This window comes from Alcaligenes ammonioxydans (genome assembly GCF_019343455.1).
Taxonomy (GTDB): Bacteria; Pseudomonadota; Gammaproteobacteria; order Burkholderiales; family Burkholderiaceae_B; genus Alcaligenes; species Alcaligenes ammonioxydans.
On the sequence record NZ_CP049362.1, the window covers coordinates 3,286,663 to 3,312,429 of the forward strand.

Below are 25,767 nucleotides of genomic sequence, written 5' to 3' on the forward strand. Positions count from 1 at the left end.
GAAACCCTCAAGGCGGGCTTGGCATTTAGCCAAACCCGCTGCAAACCTGACAGGCGGCCAACAAAAATCCCTGCGATGCGCGTGCATGGCAGGGATTTTTCTGGACCACATAAGCGGTGATCGATCGGCCTATAAGGATCAGCGATCCGATTCCTTAAAGCTGCAGACGGTATACACCGACAGGCCGGAGTCTGTTACCGCTTTGGAGCCGCCCAGCTCGGGCAGATCAATAATAGCCGCGGCTTCCACCACATTGGCCCCCAAACGCTGCAACAAGCGTGCAGCCGCCAGCAAGGTCCCGCCGGTCGCAATCAAATCATCAATCAGCAGTACGCGCTGACCAGGACGCACGGAGTCAGTGTGCATCTCCACACTGGCATTGCCATACTCCAGGGAATATTCTTCCGCCACCGTATTGAAAGGCAGTTTGCCTTTCTTGCGTACCGGTACAAAACCCAGATTCAGCTCATACGCCAGCACCGAGCCGACGATAAAACCGCGAGCATCCACACCCGCCACCAGATCCAGTTTTTGTCCCATGTAACGGTAGACAAACAGGTCAATCAGTACCCGAAAAGAGCGCGGGTCTTGCAACACCGGGGTGATATCGCGGAACGTCACCCCTGGCTTGGGCCAATCCGGCACATTGCGAATGATTTGACGGATGTACTGGGTGGGATCTATTTGCATGTCAAAGCTTCTACAACAAAAAATCCGGGCGCAAAGGGCGCACTTGGATACGTTGCAAGTGTACACAATTGGGCAGCAGCAACAAGGGCTCATCCCGCTTGTGCCCGCACGTTGTACTAATACGACGCGATTGAGTGGAAACTCCCGCAGACTTGACCGAGAAGGTCTTTTAGTTCGACGCTACAGTCGTTGCACGCGAGACAGCGACACGCTGCAAACGCCCTGCCTCGAACTGATAAACACAATCAACCAACGGCAGCAAACGCGTGTCGTGAGTCGCCATAATCACGGTTTTGCCCCGAGCGGCCGTCAGGATATCTTGCATCAGGGCCTGACTGGTCGGGCCGTCCAGACTCGCCGTGGGCTCATCCAGGAACCAGATATGGGCCGGCGACAACAAAACACGGGCCAGACATAAACGGCGCTGCTGCCCCAACGACAGTTGCTGCCCCCCTTCACCCAGCCAAGTGTCCAAGCCTTGTGGCAAGTCACGCACGACTGAATCCAGCTGGGCATCGTGCAGTACCTGCCACAGGCGCTGCTCGCAGGCCCCCGGATCGGCCAGCAGCAGATTATCGCGTACAGAACCCAGAAACAGCGGCGAGTCCTGCGCCAGCAAGGCGCAATGATCAAACCAACTGGCACGGCTCCAGTGTGGAGCCGGCTCGGCCTGAATAAGGTATTGCGGACCAGGCACCGGCAACAAGCGCATCAATACGCTTAGCAAGGTTGATTTGCCCGAACCGCTAGGGCCAAAAATCGCAATATGCTCGCCGGGCGGAACGTGCAGCGACAAGTGCTCCAGTACCGGCTGCGAACCATAAGCGAAACTCAGATCGGAAACGTCCAAGGAAGCGGGCCCATCCAGAACAATGGCCTGACCTTGCTCCTGCTGTGCTTCAAGCGGTTCATCTAAAATTCCCAACAAGCGTGTACTGGCCGCCTGAACTTCACCCAAGCGTGACGCTCCTCGCATCATGGGAGCCATAATCTCGAACAAACCCAACAAAGCAAGAACCAAACCGACCCATAAGGGCCCGCTCATGGCTTGTACATTCACCTGCTGCGCACCCACCAGCAAGCAGATCAGCAGGGCTACGCCCATAAGAAACTGTTGGAAAAACTGACCGGCAATGCCCCAGCCGTTGCTACGCAACCGGGCCTGACTGAGCGCTTGGGCCAGCTTGTCCACTTGTTGCTGAACCACATCAGCTGCTCCAAACACCTGAATGTCGGCGTAAGCCCGTATCGCTTGATGCACCAGAACACGCTGGCGATTTTCCAGCTGATGGACCTGCTCGGCAGCACGGCTGGCACCCCGGGCGCAAAGGTAGGGAATCAGGCAGGCTGCCACCAGCAGGCAGGCCAGAATCAGCCAGGCCCACCAGGACAACCAGGTTTGCAAAACGGCACTGAACACCAGTCCGGCAAACACGGCAGTGGTCAAAGGCACCAGAATCAACAAGAGCACTAGATCAAGAACGGCGACATCCGAGGTCAGACTGGACGCCAGCTCGCCATCACGAAACTGCGCCAGACGGGACTGACTAAAGCGACTCAAACGCCCAAAAACCAGAGTCCGGATGCGAACCTGCAAATCCAAGGTCAAAGCATGGCCGACCACACGCTCCAGATAACGGGAAGCGATACGCCAAAATGACAAACCACGGATCATGGCGGAGGGGCCGAACAGATTAAAGACGATCCCCAAGGTCGCCAGAAAGGCGCTGCTCAGGAACCAGCCTGCGACCCCGAGCAGGCTGACGCCGGCTGCCACCGTACTGATCGCCAGAAGTACCGTGAACAGAACCGCTCCACGGCGTGCGCGCAAACTGGCACCTAAAAGGCGAAACCACGCTTTCATGCCGTCAACACTCCTTGGGCAATCTGCAAGCGGTTGGAACACATAGCCGCCAATTCCTGATCATGCGTGGCCACAACCAGACAGCGGCCCTGACAAAAGCGCAGAACATTGCGCATAACGCGATCTCGTGTGGCTGCATCCAGGCGGGAACTGGGCTCATCCAGCAAGACAACATGCGGGTCCGTCAAGAACAGACGCGCCAAGGCCAGACGCTGTATCTGACCGCCGGATAGCCCAAACCCCCCTTCACCCAGCTCAGTCTGCAGGCCGGCTGGCAGGGCTCGCACGAAATCGGCTGCACAGGCTTGTTCCAGGGCTTGCCACAGTTGCTCCTCATTGGCCTGCGGTGCTGCCAGACGCAAGCCGTCGGCAATCGTGCCCATCGCTAAAAAAGCCTGCTGTGAAATCAGTACCACCCCGTCATGACGAGTCAGCAAGCGTCCGGCAGTATCGCTGTTGCGCAGCAAAATCTCGCCCTGAGACAGGGGACGCAATCCAATCAGACTCTCCAGCAAGCTGGTCTTGCCCGAACCACTGGCTCCCAGAACCGCGTAAGACTGGTCTATGTACAGCTGCAGTCCGGGCACCTCAAGCAAGGTTCCACACCCACCCAACTGAGGCAAATGGACCTGACGCAGGACAAGAACCGGTAAATTGGGAAATACCGTTTGCACGTCCAGGCTGGAAGGCGCGGGAGGGATCAGATCCTGACCCAGGCTGGCCCATAATCGATCGATTTCCACAGCGGCCGCACGAGCCGCCGCGCGGTCATGGTAATTGGCCGCCAACTGGCGCAGGGGTTGATACGCCTCAGGTGCCAGGAGCAAACAGAACAAGCCTTGTTGCAAGCTGATGCCCGAGAAGGATTCCCCCAAGTAACCCAGATACCCCAGGCCAATATAGACAGCAATACCTGCTACGCCCAGGGCCGCAAAAAACTCCAGCACAGCCGACGATAAAAACGCGATGCGCAGCACTTTCATGGTGCGTGTGCGCAACTCCTGACTGGCCAATTCCACACGCTGCAACTCGTCCTGCCCCCGGCCCATCAGACTCAGGGTAAAAATGCCACGCAGACGATCGGCAAAAAACCCCGACAGACGCAGCGTTGTTTGTTGTTGTTCACGGCTGGCCGCTTCCGCCCCCCAGCCCACCAAGGCCATGAACAGAGGAATCAGAGGCGTGCTCAACAAAAGAATCAAGGAGACAATGCCATCCACCGGCAAGACCGCCAGCACCAGCGCCAAGGGCACCAGGGCCGCCGCAGCCATGCAAGGGATGTAGCGCGTCACAAAGCCATCCAGTGCTTCGATTTGCGTAATCAAGCTAGTAGAAAGTTCACCGCTATTGCTAGCCCGCAAACGCGGCATCGTACTGCGGAACAGTCGGGCAAAAAGCTCCGAGCGCAGATCTTGTTTCAGATGTTCTGAAACTTTTTGAGCGCGGCGTTCCCCCAAAGCGGCAATGGCGGCGCGCAGCAGCAAAAGTGCGGCCACCATAAGGATAGAGAACAACTGCTCTGTCCAGGGCAGCCCGTCGACCACAATGGCCTGCACAATCTGTGCCAGCAACCAGGCCTGGGGGATCAGCAAGGCGCCGGCCAGCACCGGCGCCAACATGGAAACCCGCAAAGCCGTGCGGGCGCGGCTGGAAAACTGCCCCAGCCACTGCTGCGCGTTTGGACTTTGCGGGGTCAATCAGGCCTCGATATCTGCATTGGCCTGGGAGGCGGCTGCATTTTGCAACGCAGTGTTCTCACGCAGCTCGAACCACATCGCATTCAAGATGGAGAATGCGCAGGCCAGACCCAAACCTAGAACCCAAGAGAAGTACCACATAGGTATTGGCCTCCTTAGTAAGAATGAGAAGAATCTTTCATGCTGGCAACCGATACCTTGCCACGCATGACGCTGTACACCCACGAGGTATAGAGCACGATGATGGGCAGAAACACCAGCGTGACCAGCAGCATGATCCACAGGGTCAGGTGACTGGCCGAGGCATCAAACAAGGTCAAACTGGAGCCGGGATTCAAGGACGATGGCAGCAGGAAAGGGAACACGGCAAAACCAAAGGTCAGAATGATGCCGGCCAGTGCCAGGGACGAGAACAGCAGGGCCAGCAAGCCACGACCACGTCCCGCCAGCAAAGCCCCGAGCAACAGGCCTGCAAAACCGATAATCGGTGCCGCCCACAAAGCGGGCCAGGTTCGGTAGTTGGCTAACCATCCGCCTTCGACCATCTCGACTGTCTTGCCAATCGGGTTGGACATGGCATGGGCCACTTCCGGCCAAGGCATGCTGTAGCCATTCATGGCAGTGATCCACCAGCCACCGGCAGCAAACGCCACGATGGCCAGCAATCCCAACGGCATGGCCCAGGCACGAGCACGTCGAGCGACCTGATCGCTGCCTTTCCAGGCCACCACGACCGCCCCCTGAAAGGCCAGCATCAGGATGCTGAGCAATCCACACAGGATGGCAAAGGGCTGGAACAGACCAAAAAAGTTACCTTGATACAGGGGACGCAGCGTGGTTTCGTCAAAGCCAAACGGCACACCCAGCATGACATTGCCAATCGCGACTCCGAACACCAGGGCACAAACCACACCGGAGGCGGTCCAGATCGCATCCCAGTTACGACGCCAGCGCGTAGAACTGAGCTTGCTGCGGTACTTGATGGCAACCGGGCGCACTATCAGGGCCACCAGCAGCAACATCATGGCCAGATAAAAACCCGAGAATGCCATCGCATACAGCAAAGGCCAGGCGGCAAAAGCCACCCCGCCGGCCACAATCAGCCAGACCTGGTTACCTTCCCAGACCGGGCCAATCACGTTGTAGAGCGTACGCCGCTCGTCATCACTGCGCGCCACCAGCGGCAGCACCATGGCCACCCCCAGATCAGCCCCGTCCATGATGGCGAAAGCAGCCAACAAAACGCCCAGCAGCAACCACCAGATGATGCGCAAGGTGTCGTAATCGAGAAGAATCAGGCTATCCATAATGGTTTCCCCTCCTTAACCGCGCAGCAACGGCGCGTTGCGCGAACCATAAGACAAGGCGGACGGTGCAGCGGTCTCGCCCCCCTCGTCCGGGCCTTTGCGTATTGAGTGCAGCATGACCTTGATGCCAATCACCGCCAGGGTGGAGTAGAGCAGCAAGAAGATGCTCATACTGATCATCAGGTCTACAAAGGACAGGCCCGAAGCTGCATAGTAGGTAGGCAGAACGCCTTCAATCGCCCAGGGCTGTCGTCCAAACTCGGCCACAAACCATCCACACTCGATGGCAATCCAAGGCAGAGGGATACTCCAGACAGCCGCCTTGAGCAGGCGTGGGTGGCGTTGCAGGCGGTCACGCGATGCCAGCACAAAGGCCACAATGAAGAACAGGATGAAGTACAGCCCCAGACCCACCATCACACGGAAGCTCCAGAACAAGGGAGCGACCTGTGGCACCGTATCCCAGGCAGCCTGAGCAATCGTGTCGGTGTCGGCCTTGGTGATGTCATCCGTGTAGCGCTTGAGCAGCAGCGCATAGCCCAGATCCTTCCAGTTATTATCAAAGACCCGGCGGGCTTCAATATTGCTGGCATCGGCGCGAACCAGCTGAAGGGCCTCGTAAGCGCGCAAGCCATTGGCAATACGGATCTTGGCATGCTCTACCAGCTCATTGATGCCCAGCATGGGCGTACTGACCGAGCGTGTCCCGATCAGGCCCATCACCCAGGGAATTTCCACGGCGAAGCGGTTTTCACGGGCCTCCTGATCGGGCCAGGCAATCAGATTGAAACTGGCAGGCGCTTCCTCGGTCTCCCACATGGATTCCATGGCTGCAATTTTCATTTGCTGATGTTCGGTCGTCAGATAACCGCTTTCGTCACCCAGGACCACGACAGACAAGGAAGCGGCCAAGCCAAAACTGGCGGCTACGGTCATCGAACGCTTGGCCAGGTCGATATGACGCCCGCGCAGCAGGTACCAGGCACTGATGCCCATCACGAACATGGCCCCCAGCACATAACCAGCACTGACGGTATGCACGACTTTGGCCTGCGCGACAGGGTTGAGAATGACCTGGGCAAAGTCGGTCATTTCCATACGCATGGTATGGGGATTGAAGATGGCGCCTACCGGATTCTGCATCCAGCCGTTGGCGACCAGAATCCATAGGGCCGACAGGTTGGTGCCAATGGCGACCAACCAGGTGACGATCAAATGCCCCAGCTTGGAGAGACGATCCCAACCAAAAAAGAACAGGCCGACAAAAGTGGCTTCCAGGAAAAAAGCCATCAAACCTTCAATGGCAAGCGGGGCGCCAAAAATATCGCCCACATAATGACTGTAATAAGCCCAGTTCATGCCGAACTGAAACTCCATCACAATCCCGGTGGCCACACCCAAGGCAAAGTTAATGCCAAAGAGCACTCCCCAGAACTTGGTCATGCGGCGCCAGATGGCCTTGCCCGTCATGACATACACGCTTTCCATGATGGCCAGCAAAAAAGACAGGCCTAGCGTCAAGGGCACAAATAAAAAGTGAAACATCGCGGTGGAAGCAAATTGCAACCGCGACAAGGTAACGACATCCAGATCAATCATGACGACCCCCAGTTTGATCAGCTTTGCGAATCTTTCCGGCGAAACCCAGCACCTTCTGAACTTTGCTACCTAAGCGCATCAGATTTTGCAGGGTTTCGGGCGGCAAGTGATGAACTTCGTCAAACCACCCACAAGCCAACTCAATCAACTCCAGCATTTCGTTAATGCGCTGCTGCCCGTATGCTTCTTCATCATTGACGGGCGCTTCCATAAGGATACTGCGCAACAAGGTTAATGTGGGGTCAATCTCGCGCTTGCGCTTTTCCTCCACCAAGGTACGAAAAATATCCCAGACATCCTTGGGGGATTCGAAATATTCGCGTCGCTCGCCGATCTTGTGCGTCATATTGACCAGACGCCAAGACTGCAGCTCGCGCAAGCTCATGCTGACATTGGAACGGGAGATGCCCAGCGTTTCGGCAATCTCGTCGGCGTGGAGGGGTTCGGGTGTAATGAACAAGAGCGCATAAATCTGGCCTACCGTTCGGTTGACCCCCCAGCGCCCGCCCATTTCCCCAAAGTGCAGAATAAAACGTTCTGCCTGTGGTCCTAGATTCATGGCTTCCTGAATTTTCAGTAATTACTGAAATTACAAAACAAGACGTATCTTAACCCTAAACTATTACGCCCGCCACTGGTCCAAACGCTTCTGATCGTACAATGTGCCTCCTGCGAATCAGCATGCCAAGCGCACACTTCACGTTTACAATTCCGCCATGAATACACCGGCACATTTCGATCCCGAACACATTCTGTCCTCGGCACGACGCACCTTCGCCATTGAAGTAGAGGCGTTGCAGGCGCTGGGTCAGCGCCTGGACCAGAACTTTGTCCAAGCCACCCAGTTGCTCGTGCACTGTCAGGGCCGGGTAGTGGTGACCGGCATCGGCAAGTCTGGCCACGTTGCGCGCAAAATCGCCGCGACACTGGCGTCGACTGGCACGCCGGCTTTTTTCATGCACGCTGCCGAGGCCCTGCATGGCGATCTGGGCATGATTACCAAGCAGGATGTGGTCATTGCCATTTCCTATTCGGGCCAGGCCCAGGAGCTGGTCACGGTGCTAACCGTGCTGCGGCGGATGGGTGCCAAGCTGATTGCCATCACAGGGCACGCCCAGTCCGAACTGGCTCAGAACGCCGATTTGCACCTGGATGCTCATGTCGAGCATGAGGCTTGCCCCCTCAACCTGGCCCCTACGGCCAGCACCACCGCCGCCCTGGTCCTGGGTGATGCGCTGGCCGTCGCCTGTCTGGAGGCCCGAGGCTTTAGCCGTGAGGATTTTGCCCGCTCCCACCCAGGTGGAGCGCTGGGCCGACAACTCCTGACGTTTGTGCGCGACATCATGCGCAGCGGCGAGCAGTTACCCGTCGTTTCCCCCGACACCCTGGTCCCTGATGCCCTGATCGAAATGTCCAGCAAGGGAATGGGCATGACGATCGTCACCGATCCCCAGGGCCGGCCGGTGGGCCTGTTCACCGACGGGGACCTGCGCCGCCTGATTGCGCGCGCAGGCGACATACGAAACCTGCCCGTGTCCGAAGGCATGTCGCGTGAACCGCGCAGCATTGCCGCCGAGGCGTTGGCCATTGAAGCGGCCGAGCAAATGGATGCCCTGCGCATCAGCCAAATGCTGGTATTGGACGCAAACGGGCTACTATTGGGAGCTCTGCACATGCACGACCTGTTGGCTGCAAAGGTAATCTGATCATGATGAACACGCCCACTGCCCCGCTTCACCCCGCTGAAGCCCAAATTCTGGCCAAGCTGCCCGAACTCGTTCGAAACCAGTTGCGCCAGTTGCGCATGATGGTCTTTGACGTGGATGGCGTATTGACCGACGGACGCCTGTGGTACAGCGCGAACGGCGAGGAATTCAAAAGCTTTCACGCGCTCGATGGCCATGGTTTGCGCATGCTCGGCGAGAGTGGCATCGGCGTGGCTCTGATTACCGGGCGTGAAAGCGGTATCGTGTCACGTCGTGCTGCCGAACTGGGCATTCCCTTCGTCCACCAGGGCGTACGCGACAAAATTGCCGTGCTGACGCAGCTGGCACAGGAAAATGGTCTGTCCCTGAGCGAGCTGGGATATATGGGCGACGATCTGATCGATTTGCCTGCCATGCAGCGCGTGGGGTTCTCCGCCAGCGTTCCTGAAGCGCCCTTCTATATTAGCCAGATCGCCAGCTGGGTGGCCACACAGCCTGCCGGCCACGGCGCGGTGCGTGAGTGCTGTGATGCCATCCTGGCCTCCCAGGGACGCCTTGCCGCTTTTATCACCGGGGGCCCCTTGAAGACCACGGGAGTCATTCAGTAATCATGCGCGACCGTCTACCTACCTTCATTTCCCTGTTGCTGCTGGCTTTGCTGGTACTGGCAACGCTGTGGGCGGTCGATTACACGCAACGCTCGGTCGCGATTGATCCCCCTCGCCGTGTTACCCACGAGCCCGACTCCTGGGCGCGCAATTTCACCATGATCAGCTCCGATGAAACGGGCATGGCAATCAGCCGCCTGGACGGAGAAATTGCCTATCACTACCCCGATGACGACTCACACGACATCACCTCCCCGCGGGCCGTCAGCAACCGGCCCGACTCGCCCCTGACGATTGCCACCTCGGACACCGCCCATATGAATGCAGGCGGTGACGTCATCACCATGAAGGGCAATGCCCATATCCACCGACAGGCCACGCCCGAGGAAGAGGCAATGGACGTGCGCAGCGAAGTGCTGATCATCCTGCCCGAGGAAGACGTGGTGTACACCAACGAACCGGCATTGGTCGTGAACGGCCAGTCCACCATGCGCGGCACCGGAATGCGTTACGACAATCGCGTTCGCCAATTGAACGTCATGTCGGAATCCGACGTTAAAATCTCGGGCCAGCAAACACAAAAAGCGCGTTCCTCCAATAGCTCTAAGGATTCCCCTCCATGACTACGCCTGACAGCGCCCGCCTGGGCCACAAGCCCATGCTCTCCTTTGGCCTCGTGCGCGGTGCCCTGGCCCTGTGCCTGAGCACAAGCGCTCTGGCCATGCTGCCTGCGGCCCCCGCCCTGGCCCAGGCAGCGGCCTCGGCGGCTGCCGAACCGGACACCTCTGTATTGTCCGATACCTTGACCTACGACGATATTGCCAAGCAAACGGTTTACAAAGGCAACATCATCCTGACGCGCGGCGCCATGACCTTGATGGCCGACCAGCTCGCAATCGAACAGGATGCGGAAGGCTTCCAGCATGGAACGGCCACCGTCAGTGAACGCCCCCGTGTCACGATTCGACAAGAAGACCCGGCCAAATTTGAGCTGATCACGGCCGAAGGCGTTCGGGCCATCTACAACGGCAAGACCGAAGAGGTCGAGCTCATTGGCAAGGCGGTGGTCAATCGTTATATTTGCGGCAAACTACAAGACTCCATTCAGGGGCAACGCGTGATCTACCGGCAAAAAGACGGCACGTACCAAGCGTTCGGGGGAGCCGACTCCGCCACACGAGACGGTCGCGTACGCTCTGTGGCGCGCCCCCGCGCCAATGCCGATGCAGCCCTGGCCGAATGCCAACGCAAGTCTTCCTCCCGCAAATAGACCGGACACCCCTGAACCATGGTTGCTCCTAACAACCCGTCTACCCCCACCCGCGCCAGCCACTCGACCAAAGGCAGCCTGATTGCACAAGGCCTGCGCAAAACCTACGGCAAACGCACCGTTGTGCAGGACGTTTCCCTGAATGTGGAAAGCGGTGAGGTGGTAGGCCTGCTCGGCCCGAACGGAGCTGGCAAAACCACCAGCTTCTATATGATCGTAGGCATTGTGCCTGCCGATGCTGGCCGCATCGAAATTGACGGCACGCCCATTACCGCCATGCCCATGCACAAGCGCGCACGGCTGGGCCTGTCGTATCTGCCGCAGGATGCGTCTGTCTTTCGACGTCTGACCGTAGAGGAAAACATCCGCGCCGTACTCGAACTGCAACTGGACGAGAACGGCCGCCACATCAGCAAGCAAGACATCAACGAGCGCCTGGAAACCCTGATTAACGAGCTGCAGATCGGGCATATCCGGCAAAACACCGCCCTTTCCCTGTCAGGCGGCGAGCGGCGACGCGTGGAAATTGCCCGTGCGCTGGCCAGCAACCCGCGATTTATTCTGCTGGACGAGCCCTTTGCCGGGGTGGACCCGATTGCCGTGATCGAGATTCAACGCATTGTGCAATTTCTCAAGGGGCGCAACATCGGCGTGCTGATTACCGACCATAACGTGCGCGAGACACTGGGCATTTGCGACCGGGCCTACATCATCAGTGAGGGCACCGTTCTGACCAGCGGGCATCCGTCCGAAATCATCGACAATGAAGCTGTGCGCAAGGTTTATCTGGGATCGAACTTCCGGATGTAAGCCAATTTCAAGCCTGGTAACCGGACCGGGCGGGGCCAAGGGTTTTCCTGCACATCACAGATTGATTCAGGTCATGTTATCTGACCCACATATAGGTATACTGGGATATCCAAGATCAGTAGTAAGGAGGCTAAAGACGACGATATCCCCCCTCTAGAACAAGTTGTTTGACTACTACGGAGAGCCTATATGAGCCTTAACATCACTGGCCGTAATCTTGACATAACTCCTGCCATTCGCGACTACGTCAAAAGCAAAATTGGTCGAATTGAAAAGCACTTCGACAACGTGGTTGACTCGCAGGTTATGCTTTCCATTGAACGTCTGAAGCACACTGCCGAAGTGACCGTCCGTGTCCCCGGCAAAGATATTCATTGCGCATCTTCAGACGAGAACTTGTATGCCGCGATTGATCTGCTGGCCGATAAGATTGACCGACAGATCCTGAAATACAAGGAAAAGGCAAACAGCCATGCGCATGAGCCCGCCAAGCGGCTCGAAGTTCCGGCTGCCTGATCACGCCGAACTGGTACAGCAGGCATAGCCCTGCCAACAAACCCCGTACTTTTCATAAGTTCGGGGTTTTGTGTTTCAGGGCGTATCTGTCCGCCTGTTGTTAGCCATCCAAAAAATGTTTAGCTAAAAAACATTCCCCCCTATAATGGCCGTCATGAATCTCTTGTCGCGTATATTGCCTTTGTCCAACGTGGTTCTAGATCTTGCTGTCACCAGCAAGAAGCGCGCTTTTGAACAAGCCGGACTAATATTCGAGAACCATCACGGCATTGCCCGGACAGCCGTTTTCCATAGCCTGATCGCTCGCGAGCGCCTGGGCTCCACCGCTCTTGGTCACGACGTTGCTGTGCCGCACGGTCGGATCAAGGACCTCAAGGAGCCTTGTGCCGTTTTCATGCGTCTGGCCGAGCCGGTGCGTTTCGATCCCAGCGATGGCCGTACCGCCAGCCTGCTGTTCTTTCTGCTGGTTCCCGAGACGGCCACTCAAATCCACCTGGACTTGCTGGCCGAGATCGCCCGCCTGATGGCCGATCAGGATATCCGTCAGGCACTGGCACAGGAAACGGACCCGGTTCAAATACACCAGCTCCTGACCCAGACCCCCGATCTCAACGCGGAACATTCCGATGCTGACAGTTCAAGAACTGGTCAATGATAATCACGACAAGCTCGAGGTAAGCTGGGCAGCCGGAAAACATGCTGCCCTGCGCCCCATCCCCGACCTTGGTGCTTCTGCCGCGGATCTGGTCGGCCATCTGAACCTGATCCATCCGGGCCGCATTCAGGTTTTCGGCCCCGAAGAGCTCTCTTTCTACAGTCGCTTTGACGTCAAGCGTCGCCTGCATCACCTGGATGATCTCAGGCAAGGCGGAGTTCCCGCCCTGTTCATCGCCAATGACGCCGTCGCTCCCGACGACCTGATCCAGTTTTGCGAAGAACAAGGCGTACCCCTGCTCTACACGCCTATTGATGCCGCCCAGCTCATTGATCTGCTGCGCATTTATCTGGGCAGACGTCTGGCCCCGAAAACCACCATGCACGGTGTCTTTATGGATGTGCTGGGTTTGGGGGTACTGATTACCGGCGAGTCGGGACTGGGAAAAAGCGAACTGGCGCTGGAATTGATCTCGCGTGGTCACGGTCTGGTGGCAGACGATGCGGTCGAACTGTCCCGCACCGCCCCCAACATGATTGACGGTCAGTGCCCACCCCTACTGCAAAATCTGCTTGAGGTACGGGGCCTGGGTCTGCTGGACATACGCACCATTTTCGGCGAAACCTCCGTTCGTCGTAGAATGAAGCTTAAACTAATCGTGCACCTGGTCCGTTCCAACCCCGACAGTTTCGAGCGTCTGCCCACCCAGGACCAGACGCAGGAAGTGCTGGGGGTCGACATCAAACGTGTCATGCTCCAGGTGGCCGCAGGCCGAAACCTTGCGGTGCTGGTGGAAGCGGCGGTGCGCAATACCATCCTCGCTTTCCGCGGCATTGACACCATGGGCGATTTCATCGAACGCCAGGCACTGGCTATCATGAATAGCCGCGAAGACTAGGCACCCCAGGGCCATTCGCACTCAGCGTGCCCTGAGGGCTTTGTCCTGTTTCACCTAACCGCCGCCCGCCTGCCGGGCAGCGACTCGGAGCCTTTTGCCACAATGCTGAAAGTTGTATTGATTACCGGCATATCCGGTTCGGGAAAATCAGTTGCCTTGCGTCTGCTGGAAGATACCGGCTATCTCTGCATAGACAACCTGCCTCCCCGATTTCTGGCCGAATTTGTTCAGCGTTCTGCTGAACAGGGGCTGGAGCGACTGGCCGTCGCTATTGACGTGCGCGGCGCCGGTGATCTGGACATCCTGCCCGGAGTCATCAGCAAGCTGAACGAAGAAGGCTATGCCCTGCGCGTACTGTTTCTCAATGCCAGCGATCACACTCTGATGCAGCGTTACTCGGAATCGCGTCGCCGTCACCCGCTGACAGACCGCCTCCGTCAGGACGGCCGCTCCCCCTCGCTGCAGGAATGCATCGAAGCAGAGCGGGAAATGACCGCTCCTTTGCGCGAACTGGGCCACATTATCGACACCACGGACCTGACACCCGGCCAGCTGCGCGCCTGGATTCGCGATCTGGTGCAGGCCGATCGGGCCAGCGTGGTGCTGACCTTTGAGTCCTTTGCCTACAAACGTGGCGTGCCCGGCGATGCCGATCTGGTATTTGACGTGCGCTGTCTACCCAACCCGCACTACGACCCCGAACTGCGTCCCATGACAGGCCGGGACGAGCCAGTGGCCAAATGGCTGGCCCAGTTCGGCTCCGTGGAAACCATGATCGATGACATCGCGGGTTTCGTGCGGCGCTGGCTACCTTTATATATGCAGGACACTCGCAATTATCTGACTGTAGCCATTGGTTGCACGGGCGGTCAGCATCGCTCTGTCTATGTAGCGGAACAACTGGCACTGCGTTTTGCCGATTATGCGCCCTTGCTGGTACGCCATCGCAACCAACCGCCTATCAATCCCGTCCCATGAGTCATTCCCTTTTTTACAAATTAGGCGCCGTGCTGAGCATACTGGCCTTGCTGGCCGGGTGCTCATCCAGCCCCAAGCGCGCCAAACCCAAAGCCAAACCGGGGGCCACCGTTTCAGCGCCGCGAGGCGGAGGTTATTACAAAGACGATGGCCCCCACTCTCGCATACCGGCCAATCTGCACGCCACTCCCAACGCCACCCCTCGCATAGAACCGATCGCCCGCAGCAATACCCGTCCCTATACCGTGCTCGGCAAAAGCTTTGTTCCTCATACTTCCCACAAAGCCTTTACCCAGACCGGCACCGCTTCCTGGTATGGACGCAAGTTTCACGGCAAGAAAACCGCTAATGGCGAAACCTACGATATGTATGCCATGACGGCGGCCCATCCCACCTTGCCTATTCCGAGCTATGCGCGTGTGACCCGGCCCAAGACAGGCAAATCTGTCATTGTGCGCATCAACGATCGCGGCCCCTTTCACAGCTCACGCATCATCGATTTATCCTACGTCGCGGCAGCCAAGCTGGACTTGATTGCGCCCGGCAGCGGCACTGTCCTGGTGGAAGCGATTACCGAGGAAGAAATACGTAATGGCAGCTTTGAGCAGGGCGACATTGAGCTGGCCCAGGCCGAGGCTGAAACACCCCTCGACACACTGGCCATCGCCGAACCCCAATCCAGCCTGACCATCACGGAAACGCTGGAGCCTACGCCCGATGCCTTGTCTGCCCTGCCGCAAGAAGAGCTGACGATAGAGCTGGATGATTCTCCCAGCTGGAGCAGCGATGCCAACGATCAGCAGTTGATTGTGCAGGCGACGACAACAAACACCAGCAAGCCGCAGGCTCCTTCGGGTCAAAGCCGGGTTTACCTCCAGTTCGGCGCATTCTCTGCAAGAGAGAATGCCGCCGCCCTGGCGCAACAGCTCAATCGCCAGATAGCGCAGGTGGAATACCGCGATGCCCAGGTTCAGACCCACAACGATCTGTACCGCGTACAGATCGGGCCCTACCCCAATCGCACCGAAGCGATTAACGCGGCCTACCGCATCAAGCAAAAAACCGGTCTGAGCCCCTCTGTCGCTGTGCGCTAAGGTATTGGGAGAAGCAATCCGACCGGCTCCAGCTCACTAGCCTTGGGGCGCGTTTGCCAAGCCCCAGGCATAGAGTACATCGCGGGAAATCCCGGTTGCCTGACTGGCAATGCGGGCGGCGTCCCGCAATGAAACCTGCTCCAGCAGGGCCTTCATCCACCGCTGCGTAGTTGCATCCAGAACGGGCGCATCCTCATCAGGCTCTCGCGGGGCCTCATGCAAAATCAGCACAAACTCCCCTTGCTCCCGGTGACTGTCTTCATCCAGCCAGGCCAGAGCCTGCCCCAGGGGCACGGTGTGAATCTGCTCGAAACGTTTACTCAGTTCACGCGCAAAAGTCAGCTCCCGCATTGGGCCGCATACTTCTTGCATATCGCGCACGGCGGCACGCAGGCGGTGGGGCGACTCGAACATCAACACCGGCATGCCCAGGCTGGACCAATGCTGCAGCCACTTGCGACGCGCCACCGTCTTGGGCGGCATAAAGCCGGCAAACGCAAATGCAGGGTTCTCGTCGCTCGTGGCGCCACTACCCATCAAGGCGGCAATAACGGCCGAGGCTCCGGGCAAAGGCACGACCTGAAACCCGGCTTGCCGCACTGAGCGCACCACACGCGCACCCGGGTCACTGACAGCAGGTGCCCCCGCATCCGATACCAAGGCCACTCGCTGCCCTTGCTCCAGACGCTGAATAATGGCCTGAGCCGCCTGCGCCTCGTTGTGACGATGAGCCGCCATCAGCGGCGTTTGTATGCCCCAGGCCTGTAAAAAAGGGCGCGTTGCCCGTGTGTCCTCGGCCGCAATAATGTCACACAGCTCCAGCGCCTGCCAGCCGCGCAGGCTAAGGTCTCCCATATTGCCAATGGGCGTGGCCACCACATACAGACAAGAGGATGGCCAGACCTGGCCCTGTACCTTGTCCATCATGCTTTGCCAGACTGCCGCGTTCACTGTCCGGTTTTCGGTATCGCTCATGCTCGATCCTGCTTATTCATCATCGTGTATCCCTATGAACCTCTTTGACTACGCCCGCCAGGCTCAAAATCGGCAACTGCGACGCAAACCGCAGCGTCGCCCAGCAAGCAGAAAGGCTGAGCCCAGGCGCTCTCCCAGTCAGACAAGCGGCGATCAGGCCGAACAGCGCGCCTGCGAACATGTCCTCGCTCATGGAGCCCGCGTTCTGGCCCGCCAATTACGTACTCGCTTTGGGGAAATTGACCTGGTCCTGTGCCATCAAGAGCAACTTGTGTTTCTGGAAGTGCGCCAGCGCAATCACAAGACCTACGGAGGGGCGCTTGCCAGTGTAAACCGGGATAAGCAACGGCGCTTGATCCTGGCCGCCCAACACTGGCTGCCAATCCTGAGCCAACGCTATTTTCATGGCCGGCTGCCAGCCTGCCGTTTTGACGTGATCGCGATTGAAGGCGATACCCTGACCTGGGTCCAGCAGGCCTTCGAACAAACTTGAGCCCGTTCCAACCAGGCCTGACTAGCTGGGAATTTTTCGGCAAGGACACTGTCCTATAGAAAAAATCGGGCACCTGCCCCTATTTCAATCCGGATACAGCATCTGGTTTCAATACCGTGGCGTTTTTTTCAACATGACACGTTCTGCCTGCCCCACAGGGAAATTCTCCATGCGATAATGCGCGCTATGGACCTTATCGCCTTAATGACTTCGCATTTCGACGATTCCGTCGATACCCTCAAAGCCAGCACCCGCGAACTGGCCGAACCTTTGGCCGCCGCTGTCGAGCTATTGTTTGCCACCCTGGCTAACGACGGCAAGATTCTGGCTTGCGGAAACGGCGGATCAGCAGCCGACGCCCAGCACTTTATTGCAGAGCTGGTGGGCCGTTTTGAGCGCGACCGCCTGCCTTTGGCCGGCATTGCGTTGAACACCGATACCTCGATCATGACGGCGGTGGGCAACGATTACGGCTTTGACAGTATTTTTGAACGCCAGGTCAGTGCCTTGGGCCAGACTGGCGACATTCTGGTGGCCATCTCCACCAGCGGCAACTCGCCTAATGTCATCCGCGCCATCGAGGCCGCCCGCGAGCGCGATATGGTCATCATTGCCCTGACAGGCAAAGGCGGCGGAAAAATCGCCGAGCTGCTCTCGGACACAGACATTCATCTTTGCGTACCGCACGATCGAACCATGCGTATTCAGGAAGTACACATTGTTCTGTTGCATGCCATGTGCGATGGCATTGATGCCCTGCTGCTGGGAGATCCCCTATGAAACACCGTTTGATTCTGGCCGCCCTGCTGGCCAGCACCACACTGACCGGCTGCGGACTACTGGTGGTCGGCGGCGCTGCCGCCACGACCGCTGTCGTAGCTACCGACCGTCGCACCACAGGCGAACAGGTCGAGGACAAAACCATTGTCATGAAAGCCGGCGCGGAAACACGTCGCCTGCTGGAGAACAAGGAAGGTCGCATCAACACCACCTCCTACGCCGGGCTTGCCCTGCTGACGGGGGATGTGCCCACCCAGGCTGACAAAGAAGAGGCGGGACGTCTGGTCTCCAAAGTCGACAAAGTCACTCGCGTGGTCAATGAATTGCGCGTGGGCGAGCCCACCCCGTTGAGTGTGCGTTCGAACGACTCCTGGATTACCACCCGGGTCAGCACCGCCTTGCTGAACGCCAAGGACGTGCCTAGCCGCACGATCTCCACCACAACCGAGCGTGGCGTAGTCTACCTGCTGGGCCGTGTCACTCACGAAGAGGGCGAGCGCGCCGCGATTGCCGCCTCCAGCGTGCCCGGCGTGAACAAAGTGGTCAAGCTCTTTGAGTACGTCAGCGCCGAAAGCCTGGCACAACCTTTTAGCACCAACAATCAGCCAAGCACTGCCCCCGCTGGCACAGCGGCTCCGGCAGCACAGCCTGCTCCCGCCTCTTCTGTAGAAGTGATGCCTGTCCAATGAAAAAAGTAGTCATCATTGCCTTTGTCGTTGCCATCGCTGTAGGTCTGGGCGTATGGACCATGTCCGGCAGCGCCAAGGCCAGCGCCCCGGACGTCGCCTTCACCGACCTCAATGGCAAACACTTTGAGACCAAAGATCTGCAAGGCAAAGTAGTCCTGGTGAAGTTCTGGGCCACGGACTGCACCACCTGCGTTGCGCAAATGCCTGACAACATTGAGAACTTCAATGCCTTGTCCAGCAAGGGATTTGATATCGTGGCCGTCGCCATGAAGCACGACCCCATCAATTACGTGCGTAATTTCACCCAGTCCCGCCAACTGCCGTTCACGGTTGTCCATGACGACAAGGGCGATATCGCCAAGGCCTTTGGGGACGTCCGTCTGACGCCCACTGCCTTTTTACTCGACAAACAGGGTTACATCATCAAGCGCTACCTGGGCAACTACGACAAGCAGGAGTTCATTGCTACTGTCGAAAAAGCCCTGGCCAGCAGCTAAGCTCCTGTTTTTGCCCCAGCCACATAACCCCGGGTACCAGCAGTGGACCCGGGTTTTCTTCAAGTGAGCGCATCAATGAGCACCACAGATCCGCAGAATTATTCCTCGACCGTCAAAGCAGAAGTTTTGTCCGAGGCCCTGCCCTATATTCGTCGCTTCCACGGCAAAACCGTTGTCATCAAGTACGGTGGCAATGCCATGACCGAAGAAGCTTTGCAGCGCAGCTTTGCCCATGATGTGGTCTTGCTCAAGCTGGTTGGCCTCAAGCCCGTTGTGGTGCACGGTGGCGGCCCCCAGATCAACGACGCCCTCAAGCGCGTGGGTAAGGAAGGCACTTTTATCCAGGGCATGCGCGTGACCGACGCTGAAACCATGGAAGTGGTGGAGTGGGTTCTGGGTGGTCAGGTACAGCAAGACATCGTCATGATGATCAATGAAGCCGGCGGCAAGGCCGTCGGTCTGACAGGTAAGGACGGTGGCATGATTCGTGTCACCAAAAAAATGCTGCCTGACGCCGAGCATCCCGGCCAACTGCTCGATATCGGTTTTGTGGGCGATATCGAAAGTATTCAGCCCGAGGTGGTCAAAGCCTTGCAAGATGACCAGTTCATCCCCGTGATCTCCTCGATTGGATACGGCGAGGACGGTCAGGCTTACAACATCAATGCCGACGTGGTGGCCGGCAAAATGGCCGAGGTGCTCAGTGCGGAGAAACTGGTCATGCTGACCAACACCCCCGGCGTGCTGAACAAGGAAGGCCAGTTGTTGCGCCGCCTGTCGGCTCAAACGATTGACGAGCTCTTTGCCGACGGCACAATCTCCGGTGGCATGCTGCCCAAGATTTCCTCGGCTCTGGATGCCGCCCGCAACGGGGTCAATTCCGTCCATGTCATCGACGGACGTGTTCCCCATTGCCTGCTGCTGGAAATCCTGACTGACCGTGGTGTTGGCACCATGATCAGCTCGCATTAATCCGTGCGCGCTCCAATCCGTGCCCATGCCTGGGCACGGCCTTTGTCTGCCTGCCAGCCCGATGAGACCATCTGGCTGTTTGACCTGGATAACACCCTGCACAATGCCTCTCAAGGCATTTTTCAGGCTATTGACGGGCGAATGCGTATCGGCGTGGCGCAAACCCTGGGTGTAGACATGGACGAGGCCGACCGGCTGCGTCTGGAATACTGGCAACGCTATGGCGCAACCATGATTGGCCTGCATCGCCATCACGGCGCCGACCCGGCGGCCTTCCTCAAGCACGCGCACGATTTTGATGTGCCTTCCCTGATCAGTGCCGAGCCGGGCCTTGCCTACCAGCTGCGCCGCCTACCGGGCTATAAGCTGTTGTTGACCAACGCGCCCCAGGACTACGCACATCGTGTTCTGAAGGCACTGAATTTGCTACCGGTTTTTGATGGCCTGTGGGCTATTGAGCACATGCAACTGCAAGGTCGCTATCGCCCCAAGCCCTCGCAGGCGCTGATGAAGCAGGCCTTGGCCATGCTCAAGGCGCAGGCTCGCGACATTGTGCTGGTGGAAGATACCTTGCGCAATCTGAAAAGCGCCCGACAGCTGGGGATGCAAACCATCCACATCTATAACGCGGGCACTCCCTTTAGCGCCATGTATCATGGCCGCAGCCCTTATGTCGATCACCGCATCAACCGCATCGCCCAACTGGTCAAGAACTGGCCACGCCTCTAAGGGCCTTACCATCCCTGTCACGATAGCGAGCCAATTCCCTTTTTCAGTGATGTGTCGTCAAGAGCGGCCATTTTTCTGCTCTTGACTCACCGACATACACTGCGGTCAGAAAAAAATCAGACCTGATGGCGCTGTTCCACCGCTTCGGCACCGCATACCGGGCAGGCCGGATCTTTACGAAAACGCACCGTATGCCAATTCATGTTGAAGGCATCCACGCTTAACAAACGGCCGACCAAAGGCTCTCCGAAGCCGCCTAACAGCTTCAAGGCCTCGACTGCTTGCGCACTACCCACCATACCCAGCAAAGGCGACAGAACGCCTGTGGTAGCGCAGCGCAATTCCTCAACATCATCGGCTTCGGGGAACAGGCAGTGGTAGCAAGGGGCGTCGGGCTGACGCAGGTCATAGGTGCTGACCTGCCCCGAAAAACGAATCGCCGCACCGGACACCAATGGTTTACGCAGGGCCACGCAGGCGCGGTTAATGGCGTGGCGGGTCGCAAAGTTGTCGCAGCAATCCAGCACCAAATCGACTTGCCGAACCCAATGCATCAAGCCCGCTTCGTCCAGACGCTGAACGACAGGAGTGACCTTGACTTCAGGATTGAGCTGCTCAATATGCAGCTTGGCAGACTCGACCTTGTCCCAGCCCAGACGATCAGTGGTGTGAGCAATCTGGCGTTGCAGATTGCTCAATTCCACTTGATCATCGTCGACCAGAATGATGGAGCCCACCCCCGAAGCCGCCAGATACGCCACCACCGGGGAGCCCAGGCCTCCCGCTCCAACTACCAGGATGCGGGAGGCCAGCACCCGCTCCTGCGCTTCCACCCCGAACTCGTCGAGCAGAATATGCCGCGCATAGCGCAGTAATTGCTGATCTTCCACGTCAAGAGCCTGTGTTTACGGAGTTACCGGCTCGAGCCCTTTCGGGGTGATTCGGAACCGCTCAACGCTGGGTTGCTGATTCAGGGGACTTTTTTTTTCAGTCGATTCGGACGCCACGTCCTTCTCGCGCTGGGCAGCAGCCTGCTTGGCGGCAGCAACTTTGGCCGGATCATTTTTCATGACCGGACGTCCCGCCAAATGGTTCAGCGCCTGCTGCAACTGATAATCGTCGTCACCACCAAACTCGAACATCTTGAATTCGGGGCTCATACCCAGATCAGGCTGTTCTTCTTCGGTGCTTTCATCCACTTTACTGTTGAGCAAATGGCGTTTGAGATCCACCTCACGAGGCAGACGGAACAAATTACCTTGTGCGGTATCGTCCACCACCACATCTGGCTGAACGCCCGTCACCTGAATCGACGTGCCGTTAGGCGTGTAATACAAAGCGGTGGTCAGCTTCAGCCCTGAGTCCTCGGACAGCGGCACCACGCTTTGCACCGAGCCCTTGCCGAAGGTGCGATTACCAATAATGGTGGCCCGCTTGTGATCCTGCAAAGCACCAGCCACAATTTCCGAGGCCGAGGCCGAGCCCACATTCACCAGCACAACGATAGGCACGGTCTTGAGCCAGTCCAGCTTTTTCAGGACGTCCGCATCCGTGTCGAGCTCACCCAGCACGGACTGCATGGACTTGACGTAATACTCGCGATTGGACGAGGGGATACGACCTTTGGTCGATACCACCAGGTCACCCGAATCCAGGAAGGCGGACGAGACGCCAATAGCGCTTTCCAGCAAGCCACCAGGATCGTTGCGCAGGTCAATGACCAAACCTTTCGGTGCGCCAGGGCCTTTGTAGACTTCGGACAACTGCTTGATCAGATCAGCCGCCGTGCGTTCCTGGAACTGGGCAATGCGCACGTAGGCCACGTCGTCAGCCAGCATCTTGGAGCGCACGCTGCGCACCTTGATGACATCGCGCACCAGATTGAATTCCAGCGGCTTGTCCCGGCCAGCACGACGAATCGTCAGTTTGATCGATGTATTGGGCTCGCCACGCATTTGCTTGACTGCATCATTCAGGCTCAAATCCTTGGTCGGTTTGCCATTGATGTGCGTGATGATGTCGCCAGCCAGAATGCCGGCACGGGCAGCCGGTGTGTCTTCAATCGGCGAGATGACTTTGGGCATCCCGTCCTCGCTACCGATTTCTATGCCCAGACCGCCAAACCCGCCCTGGGTCATGGCTTCCATTTCCTTGAACGCATCCGCATCCAGATAGGCCGAGTGCGGGTCCAGATCGGTAAACAGCCCCTTGATCGCATTATTGACCAGGGTCTGATCCGTCAAAGGTTCCACGTACGTGTTCTTGATGGCAGCGAACACATTGGCGAACTGTTGCAGTTCGCGCAAAGGCAATGGCTCGCCGCGTTGAGCGACCGCAGTAATGCCAAGGCTGATCAAAATACCGCCCACAGCACCTGCTGCCACTAGTCCAATGCTGCCAATCCTTCGAGTGCTCATGCACATTCCCATTATTTTCAGATTCAAGACGGGGCCACCTCCCGGAGCTGACCCGACCATGCATTATAAGAGTAGCGTAAAGCGCCGACCAGCGTGAACTGGGCTTGAGTCGCTACCCTGCGCTACAAATGCGAGCAAAAGTAAACGGCGGCCCAAAAAACTCAGGGCCCCAGCCAAACCTGCGGATTAATGGGCTTGCCCTGATGGCGCAACTCAAAATACAGGCCCGGCTCAACCTGCCCGCCAGTCGCCCCCACCCGCGCAACAGCGTCTCCGCGCCCCACGACATCACCGACCTGCTTGAGCGTGCTCTGGTTATAAGCGTAAACGCTCAGGTAGTCGCGCCCATGATCAATAATCAGCAAATTACCAAACCCGGTCATCCAACTGGCAAAGACCACCCGACCGGGGGCCACCGCACGGACCGTAGTTCCGGCTGACGCCCGCAACACAATACCGCGCCAAATACCGCCGTCAGGCCGCTCGGCACCGAACTTGCCTTGCACTTGTCCCCGCACGGGATAGGGCAAGCCCCGCTTCAAGCCCTGAAATCCACCTTCGGGCTCCAAGGCAGGCGCGGCAGACTGCTCCACAGGCTCTTCCTCCACCTGCACCTCCCGCACCTTGGGAGCAACAGGCTTGCCAATCGGCTCGCTAGGCTCGGATGAGGCCTCCAGACTATCAGACAGCAACCGCTCGTTTGTCGTCGGTGGCGTGTAGGTCAAGGGCGGACGCGGAATGGCTTGTGCCGGCTCTGCTGGCGCCGGTTTGCTGGGCGGCAGGGCTGGCGGCAATGGTGGCTGAGTAGCGCGGGCGCGCTCCAACAGCTCCCGCTCGCGTTCCAGACGCGCCTGCTCACGGGCGGCCTGCTCCTGCTCGGCCTTGCGACGCAATTCCTGCTGGCGAAGCTGCTCGGCCTTGCGCGCCTCCTCGGCACGACGAGCGGCCTCCCGGCGACGTTGCTCTTCAGCACGGCGGGCTAGCTCGGCCTGGCGGGCAATCTCGGTTTCCAGCCCAGAGATCAAGTCTCCCAGGCGCTTGTCATTGCTTTGCAAATTGGCTGCCTGGCCACGCTGGCGCTCGAGCTCCGCGCTGATGTCCGCCACCACCTTGGCCCGCTTTTCTTTCTGTTCCTGCAAGGCCACTTTCTGGGCAGCCGCCTCAGCAGCCAGTTGCTCCTGTTCTTTTTCACGCGCGGCAAGCTGAGCCTGCAGGCGATCCAGTCGCTCTACAGTACGACGCACCTGATGCACCTGCTCGGTCTGTTGACGCGACACATAGCCCAAGTAATACAACTCGCGGTTGATGGCGTTGGGGTCATCGCCGGACAAGAGGGCGGCCCAGGGAGAGACGCCATTGGCGTACTGCGCGCGCAACTGCTCGGCCAGTTCCTGCTGACGCTGCGCTTTAAGCGCCTGTTGTTCGCGAATCTGCTTGCCTAGGGTGCCCAGCTGCTCGTGCAACTGCTCTTGCCGCTGTTCGATCTGGGCCAGCGTGCGATCGATATCGGAGATCGCCTGCTCGGATTCACGCAAGGCATTGGCCGCATCACGACGAGAGCTTTCACTGCTGTCAATGCTCTTGCGTAAGGATTCGATTTTCTGGCGCAGCTCTGCCTGCTGCTTTTGAGCCTGGGCCTGGCGCGCGGCCAGATCCGGGTCCACAGCCAGTACCGGAAAGGTCCAGGCTGCCAGCAACAGGCAAACGCTGTAGCGCCACATTGTTTACTGCGCCTTGCCCTGATTGGCGACCGCTTGCATCTGGGCCGCAATCGCTTCCTGGTCGCCCAGGTAGTAATGGCGGATAGGACGCAGGTTCTCATCCAGCTCGTATACCAGTGGCTGACCGGTCGGAATGTTCAGGTGAACAATATCCTCATCGGAGATGCCGTCCAGATGCTTGATCAAAGCGCGCAGGCTGTTGCCATGAGCGGTTACCAGAACACGGCGTCCGGAACGGATGGCCGGCGCAATGGACTCGTCCCAGAACGGCACGACACGGGCCACGGTGTCTTGCAAACATTCGGTGCGCGGCAATTCATCGGCCGGCACACGGGCGTAACGAGCATCAAAGCGTGGGTTGCGTGGATCATCCTCGGCAACGGGATCAGGAGCGATTGCATAGGCACGACGCCAGATCAGAACTTGATCCTCTCCGTACTTTTGTGCGGTTTCGGCTTTATTTAAGCCTTGTAAAGCACCATAATGGCGTTCGTTCAAACGCCAGCTCAAACCGATAGGAGTGTGCATGGCGTCCATCGAATCCAGGGCGATCCAAAGGGTACGGATAGCGCGCTTGAGGACCGAGGCAAAAGCCAGGTCGAACTCAAAGCCGTTTTCTTTGAGCAGATCACCGGCCTGCTTTGCCTGTTGGCGCCCGGTTTCGGTAAGATCGACATCGGTCCAGCCAGTAAACCGGTTCTCCAGGTTCCACTGGCTTTCGCCGTGCCGCATCAATACAAGTTTATACATGGTAAAAACAGCCTCGAGGTTGAAAAATTGGCGCCACTCTATAATCGTGTGA

General features: G+C 58.1%; 28 protein-coding genes. 16 read left to right on the top strand and 12 right to left on the bottom strand.

Annotated features, from left to right (window positions below):
* Positions 1 to 138: 138 nt before the first annotated feature.
* From FE795_RS15010 to FE795_RS15040, 7 genes are all read right to left on the bottom strand, one after another.
* Complete coding sequence (locus FE795_RS15010; protein WP_003802109.1) at positions 139 to 690, bottom strand: adenine phosphoribosyltransferase; 552 nt, start codon at positions 688 to 690, stop codon at positions 139 to 141.
* 169 nt (positions 691 to 859) lie between these two features.
* Positions 860 to 2,554, bottom strand: a complete 1,695-nt coding sequence (gene cydC, locus FE795_RS15015) for a thiol reductant ABC exporter subunit CydC (protein ID WP_219235179.1) — start codon at positions 2,552 to 2,554, stop codon at positions 860 to 862.
* Complete coding sequence (gene cydD / locus FE795_RS15020) at positions 2,551 to 4,251, bottom strand: thiol reductant ABC exporter subunit CydD (protein WP_230406211.1); 1,701 nt, start codon at positions 4,249 to 4,251, stop codon at positions 2,551 to 2,553. Before cydD ends, cydC begins: the two co-directional genes overlap by 4 nt.
* A complete protein-coding gene (gene cydX, locus FE795_RS15025) occupies positions 4,252 to 4,392 on the bottom strand; it encodes a cytochrome bd-I oxidase subunit CydX (protein WP_003802112.1) in 141 nt (46 codons plus the stop codon). It abuts the gene before it with no gap.
* A 14-nt stretch (positions 4,393 to 4,406) separates the two neighbouring features.
* Positions 4,407 to 5,558 carry a cytochrome d ubiquinol oxidase subunit II gene (cydB, locus tag FE795_RS15030; protein ID WP_003802113.1) on the bottom strand — a complete coding sequence of 384 codons (1,152 nt, stop codon included), beginning with the start codon at positions 5,556 to 5,558 and terminating at the stop codon, positions 4,407 to 4,409.
* A gap of 15 nt (positions 5,559 to 5,573) precedes the next feature.
* Positions 5,574 to 7,157: a cytochrome ubiquinol oxidase subunit I gene (locus FE795_RS15035; RefSeq protein ID WP_003802114.1), complete on the bottom strand. Its 1,584-nt coding sequence runs from the start codon at positions 7,155 to 7,157 to the stop codon at positions 5,574 to 5,576.
* Positions 7,150 to 7,716, bottom strand: a complete 567-nt coding sequence (locus FE795_RS15040) for a GbsR/MarR family transcriptional regulator (protein ID WP_003802115.1) — start codon at positions 7,714 to 7,716, stop codon at positions 7,150 to 7,152. Before FE795_RS15040 ends, FE795_RS15035 begins: the two co-directional genes overlap by 8 nt.
* Positions 7,717 to 7,873: 157 nt before the next feature.
* On the opposite strand from FE795_RS15040, the gene FE795_RS15045 reads away from it, so the two are divergent.
* From FE795_RS15045 to FE795_RS15090, 10 genes are all read left to right on the top strand, one after another.
* The gene (locus tag FE795_RS15045) at positions 7,874 to 8,863 is read left to right on the top strand and encodes a KpsF/GutQ family sugar-phosphate isomerase (protein WP_003802116.1); all 990 of its coding nucleotides are present in this window, start codon (positions 7,874 to 7,876) and stop codon (positions 8,861 to 8,863) included.
* A 2-nt stretch (positions 8,864 to 8,865) separates the two neighbouring features.
* On the top strand, positions 8,866 to 9,471 hold the full coding sequence (locus tag FE795_RS15050; protein WP_003802117.1) for a KdsC family phosphatase: 606 nt from the start codon (positions 8,866 to 8,868) through the stop codon (positions 9,469 to 9,471).
* A gap of 2 nt (positions 9,472 to 9,473) precedes the next feature.
* On the top strand, positions 9,474 to 10,094 hold the full coding sequence (gene lptC / locus FE795_RS15055) for an LPS export ABC transporter periplasmic protein LptC (protein WP_003802118.1): 621 nt from the start codon (positions 9,474 to 9,476) through the stop codon (positions 10,092 to 10,094).
* Positions 10,091 to 10,741 (top strand): lipopolysaccharide transport periplasmic protein LptA, encoded by a 651-nt coding sequence (gene lptA / locus FE795_RS15060; RefSeq protein ID WP_003802119.1) that lies wholly within the window; start codon positions 10,091 to 10,093, stop codon positions 10,739 to 10,741. The genes lptC and lptA overlap by 4 nt, the downstream gene beginning before the upstream one ends.
* A gap of 18 nt (positions 10,742 to 10,759) precedes the next feature.
* On the top strand, positions 10,760 to 11,551 hold the full coding sequence (gene lptB / locus FE795_RS15065) for an LPS export ABC transporter ATP-binding protein (protein WP_003802120.1): 792 nt from the start codon (positions 10,760 to 10,762) through the stop codon (positions 11,549 to 11,551).
* Between the two features lie 189 nt (positions 11,552 to 11,740).
* On the top strand, positions 11,741 to 12,067 hold the full coding sequence (gene hpf / locus FE795_RS15070) for a ribosome hibernation-promoting factor, HPF/YfiA family (RefSeq protein ID WP_003802121.1): 327 nt from the start codon (positions 11,741 to 11,743) through the stop codon (positions 12,065 to 12,067).
* Between the two features lie 154 nt (positions 12,068 to 12,221).
* Positions 12,222 to 12,722, top strand: a complete 501-nt coding sequence (locus tag FE795_RS15075; protein WP_059318337.1) for a PTS sugar transporter subunit IIA — start codon at positions 12,222 to 12,224, stop codon at positions 12,720 to 12,722.
* Positions 12,694 to 13,620 (top strand): HPr(Ser) kinase/phosphatase, encoded by a 927-nt coding sequence (hprK, locus tag FE795_RS15080; RefSeq protein ID WP_003802126.1) that lies wholly within the window; start codon positions 12,694 to 12,696, stop codon positions 13,618 to 13,620. Before FE795_RS15075 ends, hprK begins: the two co-directional genes overlap by 29 nt.
* A 102-nt stretch (positions 13,621 to 13,722) precedes the next feature.
* Complete coding sequence (rapZ, locus tag FE795_RS15085; protein ID WP_003802127.1) at positions 13,723 to 14,598, top strand: RNase adapter RapZ; 876 nt, start codon at positions 13,723 to 13,725, stop codon at positions 14,596 to 14,598.
* Positions 14,595 to 15,692: a septal ring lytic transglycosylase RlpA family protein gene (locus FE795_RS15090; RefSeq protein WP_003802130.1), complete on the top strand. Its 1,098-nt coding sequence runs from the start codon at positions 14,595 to 14,597 to the stop codon at positions 15,690 to 15,692. Before rapZ ends, FE795_RS15090 begins: the two co-directional genes overlap by 4 nt.
* A 36-nt stretch (positions 15,693 to 15,728) precedes the next feature.
* Here FE795_RS15090 and rsmI read toward each other — a convergent pair whose 3' ends face one another.
* Entirely contained in the window at positions 15,729 to 16,667 is a 939-nt protein-coding gene (rsmI, locus tag FE795_RS15095) for a 16S rRNA (cytidine(1402)-2'-O)-methyltransferase (protein WP_003802132.1), read from the bottom strand.
* A gap of 34 nt (positions 16,668 to 16,701) precedes the next feature.
* On the opposite strand from rsmI, the gene FE795_RS15100 reads away from it, so the two are divergent.
* The 6 genes from FE795_RS15100 (at position 16,702) to FE795_RS15125 (ending at position 20,827) form a co-directional block, all read left to right on the top strand.
* Positions 16,702 to 17,160: a YraN family protein gene (locus tag FE795_RS15100; protein ID WP_059318215.1), complete on the top strand. Its 459-nt coding sequence runs from the start codon at positions 16,702 to 16,704 to the stop codon at positions 17,158 to 17,160.
* Positions 17,161 to 17,346: 186 nt separating this feature from the next.
* Complete coding sequence (locus tag FE795_RS15105; RefSeq protein ID WP_003802136.1) at positions 17,347 to 17,940, top strand: phosphoheptose isomerase; 594 nt, start codon at positions 17,347 to 17,349, stop codon at positions 17,938 to 17,940.
* Positions 17,937 to 18,629, top strand: coding sequence for a BON domain-containing protein (locus FE795_RS15110; protein WP_003802139.1), 693 nt, complete (start codon positions 17,937 to 17,939; stop codon positions 18,627 to 18,629). The genes FE795_RS15105 and FE795_RS15110 overlap by 4 nt, the downstream gene beginning before the upstream one ends.
* Entirely contained in the window at positions 18,626 to 19,126 is a 501-nt protein-coding gene (locus FE795_RS15115) for a peroxiredoxin family protein (RefSeq protein ID WP_219235181.1), read from the top strand. Before FE795_RS15110 ends, FE795_RS15115 begins: the two co-directional genes overlap by 4 nt.
* 75 nt (positions 19,127 to 19,201) lie before the next feature.
* A complete protein-coding gene (gene argB, locus FE795_RS15120; RefSeq protein WP_003802143.1) occupies positions 19,202 to 20,098 on the top strand; it encodes an acetylglutamate kinase in 897 nt (298 codons plus the stop codon).
* A gap of 3 nt (positions 20,099 to 20,101) precedes the next feature.
* Positions 20,102 to 20,827, top strand: a complete 726-nt coding sequence (locus tag FE795_RS15125) for a pyrimidine 5'-nucleotidase (RefSeq protein WP_003802144.1) — start codon at positions 20,102 to 20,104, stop codon at positions 20,825 to 20,827.
* Between the two features lie 116 nt (positions 20,828 to 20,943).
* Here the strand turns inward: FE795_RS15125 and FE795_RS15130 are convergent, their stop codons facing one another.
* The 4 genes from FE795_RS15130 to gpmA form a co-directional block, all read right to left on the bottom strand.
* The gene (locus FE795_RS15130) at positions 20,944 to 21,717 is read right to left on the bottom strand and encodes a HesA/MoeB/ThiF family protein (RefSeq protein WP_003802145.1); all 774 of its coding nucleotides are present in this window, start codon (positions 21,715 to 21,717) and stop codon (positions 20,944 to 20,946) included.
* A gap of 15 nt (positions 21,718 to 21,732) precedes the next feature.
* Complete coding sequence (locus FE795_RS15135; protein WP_039943413.1) at positions 21,733 to 23,244, bottom strand: S41 family peptidase; 1,512 nt, start codon at positions 23,242 to 23,244, stop codon at positions 21,733 to 21,735.
* Positions 23,245 to 23,405: 161 nt separating this feature from the next.
* Positions 23,406 to 24,965 carry a murein hydrolase activator EnvC family protein gene (locus FE795_RS15140; protein WP_003802147.1) on the bottom strand — a complete coding sequence of 520 codons (1,560 nt, stop codon included), beginning with the start codon at positions 24,963 to 24,965 and terminating at the stop codon, positions 23,406 to 23,408.
* Between the two features lie 3 nt (positions 24,966 to 24,968).
* A complete protein-coding gene (gene gpmA, locus FE795_RS15145; RefSeq protein WP_219235183.1) occupies positions 24,969 to 25,715 on the bottom strand; it encodes a 2,3-diphosphoglycerate-dependent phosphoglycerate mutase in 747 nt (248 codons plus the stop codon).
* Positions 25,716 to 25,767 lie beyond the last annotated feature (52 nt).

What these genes read in the sequence shown, in the direction of transcription:
- FE795_RS15010 (WP_003802109.1), bottom strand. Translation starts at nt 690, where the DNA reads ATGCAAATAGATCCCACCCAGTACATCCGTCAAATCATTCGCAATGTG.
- cydC (WP_219235179.1), bottom strand. Translation starts at nt 2,554, where the DNA reads ATGAAAGCGTGGTTTCGCCTTTTAGGTGCCAGTTTGCGCGCACGCCGT.
- cydX (WP_003802112.1), bottom strand. Translation starts at nt 4,392, where the DNA reads ATGTGGTACTTCTCTTGGGTTCTAGGTTTGGGTCTGGCCTGCGCATTC.
- cydB (WP_003802113.1), bottom strand. Translation starts at nt 5,558, where the DNA reads ATGGATAGCCTGATTCTTCTCGATTACGACACCTTGCGCATCATCTGG.
- FE795_RS15035 (WP_003802114.1), bottom strand. Translation starts at nt 7,157, where the DNA reads ATGATTGATCTGGATGTCGTTACCTTGTCGCGGTTGCAATTTGCTTCC.
- FE795_RS15040 (WP_003802115.1), bottom strand. Translation starts at nt 7,716, where the DNA reads ATGAATCTAGGACCACAGGCAGAACGTTTTATTCTGCACTTTGGGGAA.
- FE795_RS15045 (WP_003802116.1), top strand. Translation starts at nt 7,874, where the DNA reads ATGAATACACCGGCACATTTCGATCCCGAACACATTCTGTCCTCGGCA.
- FE795_RS15050 (WP_003802117.1), top strand. Translation starts at nt 8,866, where the DNA reads ATGATGAACACGCCCACTGCCCCGCTTCACCCCGCTGAAGCCCAAATT.
- lptC (WP_003802118.1), top strand. Translation starts at nt 9,474, where the DNA reads ATGCGCGACCGTCTACCTACCTTCATTTCCCTGTTGCTGCTGGCTTTG.
- lptA (WP_003802119.1), top strand. Translation starts at nt 10,091, where the DNA reads ATGACTACGCCTGACAGCGCCCGCCTGGGCCACAAGCCCATGCTCTCC.
- lptB (WP_003802120.1), top strand. Translation starts at nt 10,760, where the DNA reads ATGGTTGCTCCTAACAACCCGTCTACCCCCACCCGCGCCAGCCACTCG.
- hpf (WP_003802121.1), top strand. Translation starts at nt 11,741, where the DNA reads ATGAGCCTTAACATCACTGGCCGTAATCTTGACATAACTCCTGCCATT.
- FE795_RS15075 (WP_059318337.1), top strand. Translation starts at nt 12,222, where the DNA reads ATGAATCTCTTGTCGCGTATATTGCCTTTGTCCAACGTGGTTCTAGAT.
- hprK (WP_003802126.1), top strand. Translation starts at nt 12,694, where the DNA reads ATGCTGACAGTTCAAGAACTGGTCAATGATAATCACGACAAGCTCGAG.
- rapZ (WP_003802127.1), top strand. Translation starts at nt 13,723, where the DNA reads ATGCTGAAAGTTGTATTGATTACCGGCATATCCGGTTCGGGAAAATCA.
- FE795_RS15090 (WP_003802130.1), top strand. Translation starts at nt 14,595, where the DNA reads ATGAGTCATTCCCTTTTTTACAAATTAGGCGCCGTGCTGAGCATACTG.
- rsmI (WP_003802132.1), bottom strand. Translation starts at nt 16,667, where the DNA reads ATGAGCGATACCGAAAACCGGACAGTGAACGCGGCAGTCTGGCAAAGC.
- FE795_RS15100 (WP_059318215.1), top strand. Translation starts at nt 16,702, where the DNA reads ATGAACCTCTTTGACTACGCCCGCCAGGCTCAAAATCGGCAACTGCGA.
- FE795_RS15105 (WP_003802136.1), top strand. Translation starts at nt 17,347, where the DNA reads ATGGACCTTATCGCCTTAATGACTTCGCATTTCGACGATTCCGTCGAT.
- FE795_RS15110 (WP_003802139.1), top strand. Translation starts at nt 17,937, where the DNA reads ATGAAACACCGTTTGATTCTGGCCGCCCTGCTGGCCAGCACCACACTG.
- FE795_RS15115 (WP_219235181.1), top strand. Translation starts at nt 18,626, where the DNA reads ATGAAAAAAGTAGTCATCATTGCCTTTGTCGTTGCCATCGCTGTAGGT.
- argB (WP_003802143.1), top strand. Translation starts at nt 19,202, where the DNA reads ATGAGCACCACAGATCCGCAGAATTATTCCTCGACCGTCAAAGCAGAA.
- FE795_RS15135 (WP_039943413.1), bottom strand. Translation starts at nt 23,244, where the DNA reads ATGAGCACTCGAAGGATTGGCAGCATTGGACTAGTGGCAGCAGGTGCT.
- FE795_RS15140 (WP_003802147.1), bottom strand. Translation starts at nt 24,965, where the DNA reads ATGTGGCGCTACAGCGTTTGCCTGTTGCTGGCAGCCTGGACCTTTCCG.
- gpmA (WP_219235183.1), bottom strand. Translation starts at nt 25,715, where the DNA reads ATGTATAAACTTGTATTGATGCGGCACGGCGAAAGCCAGTGGAACCTG.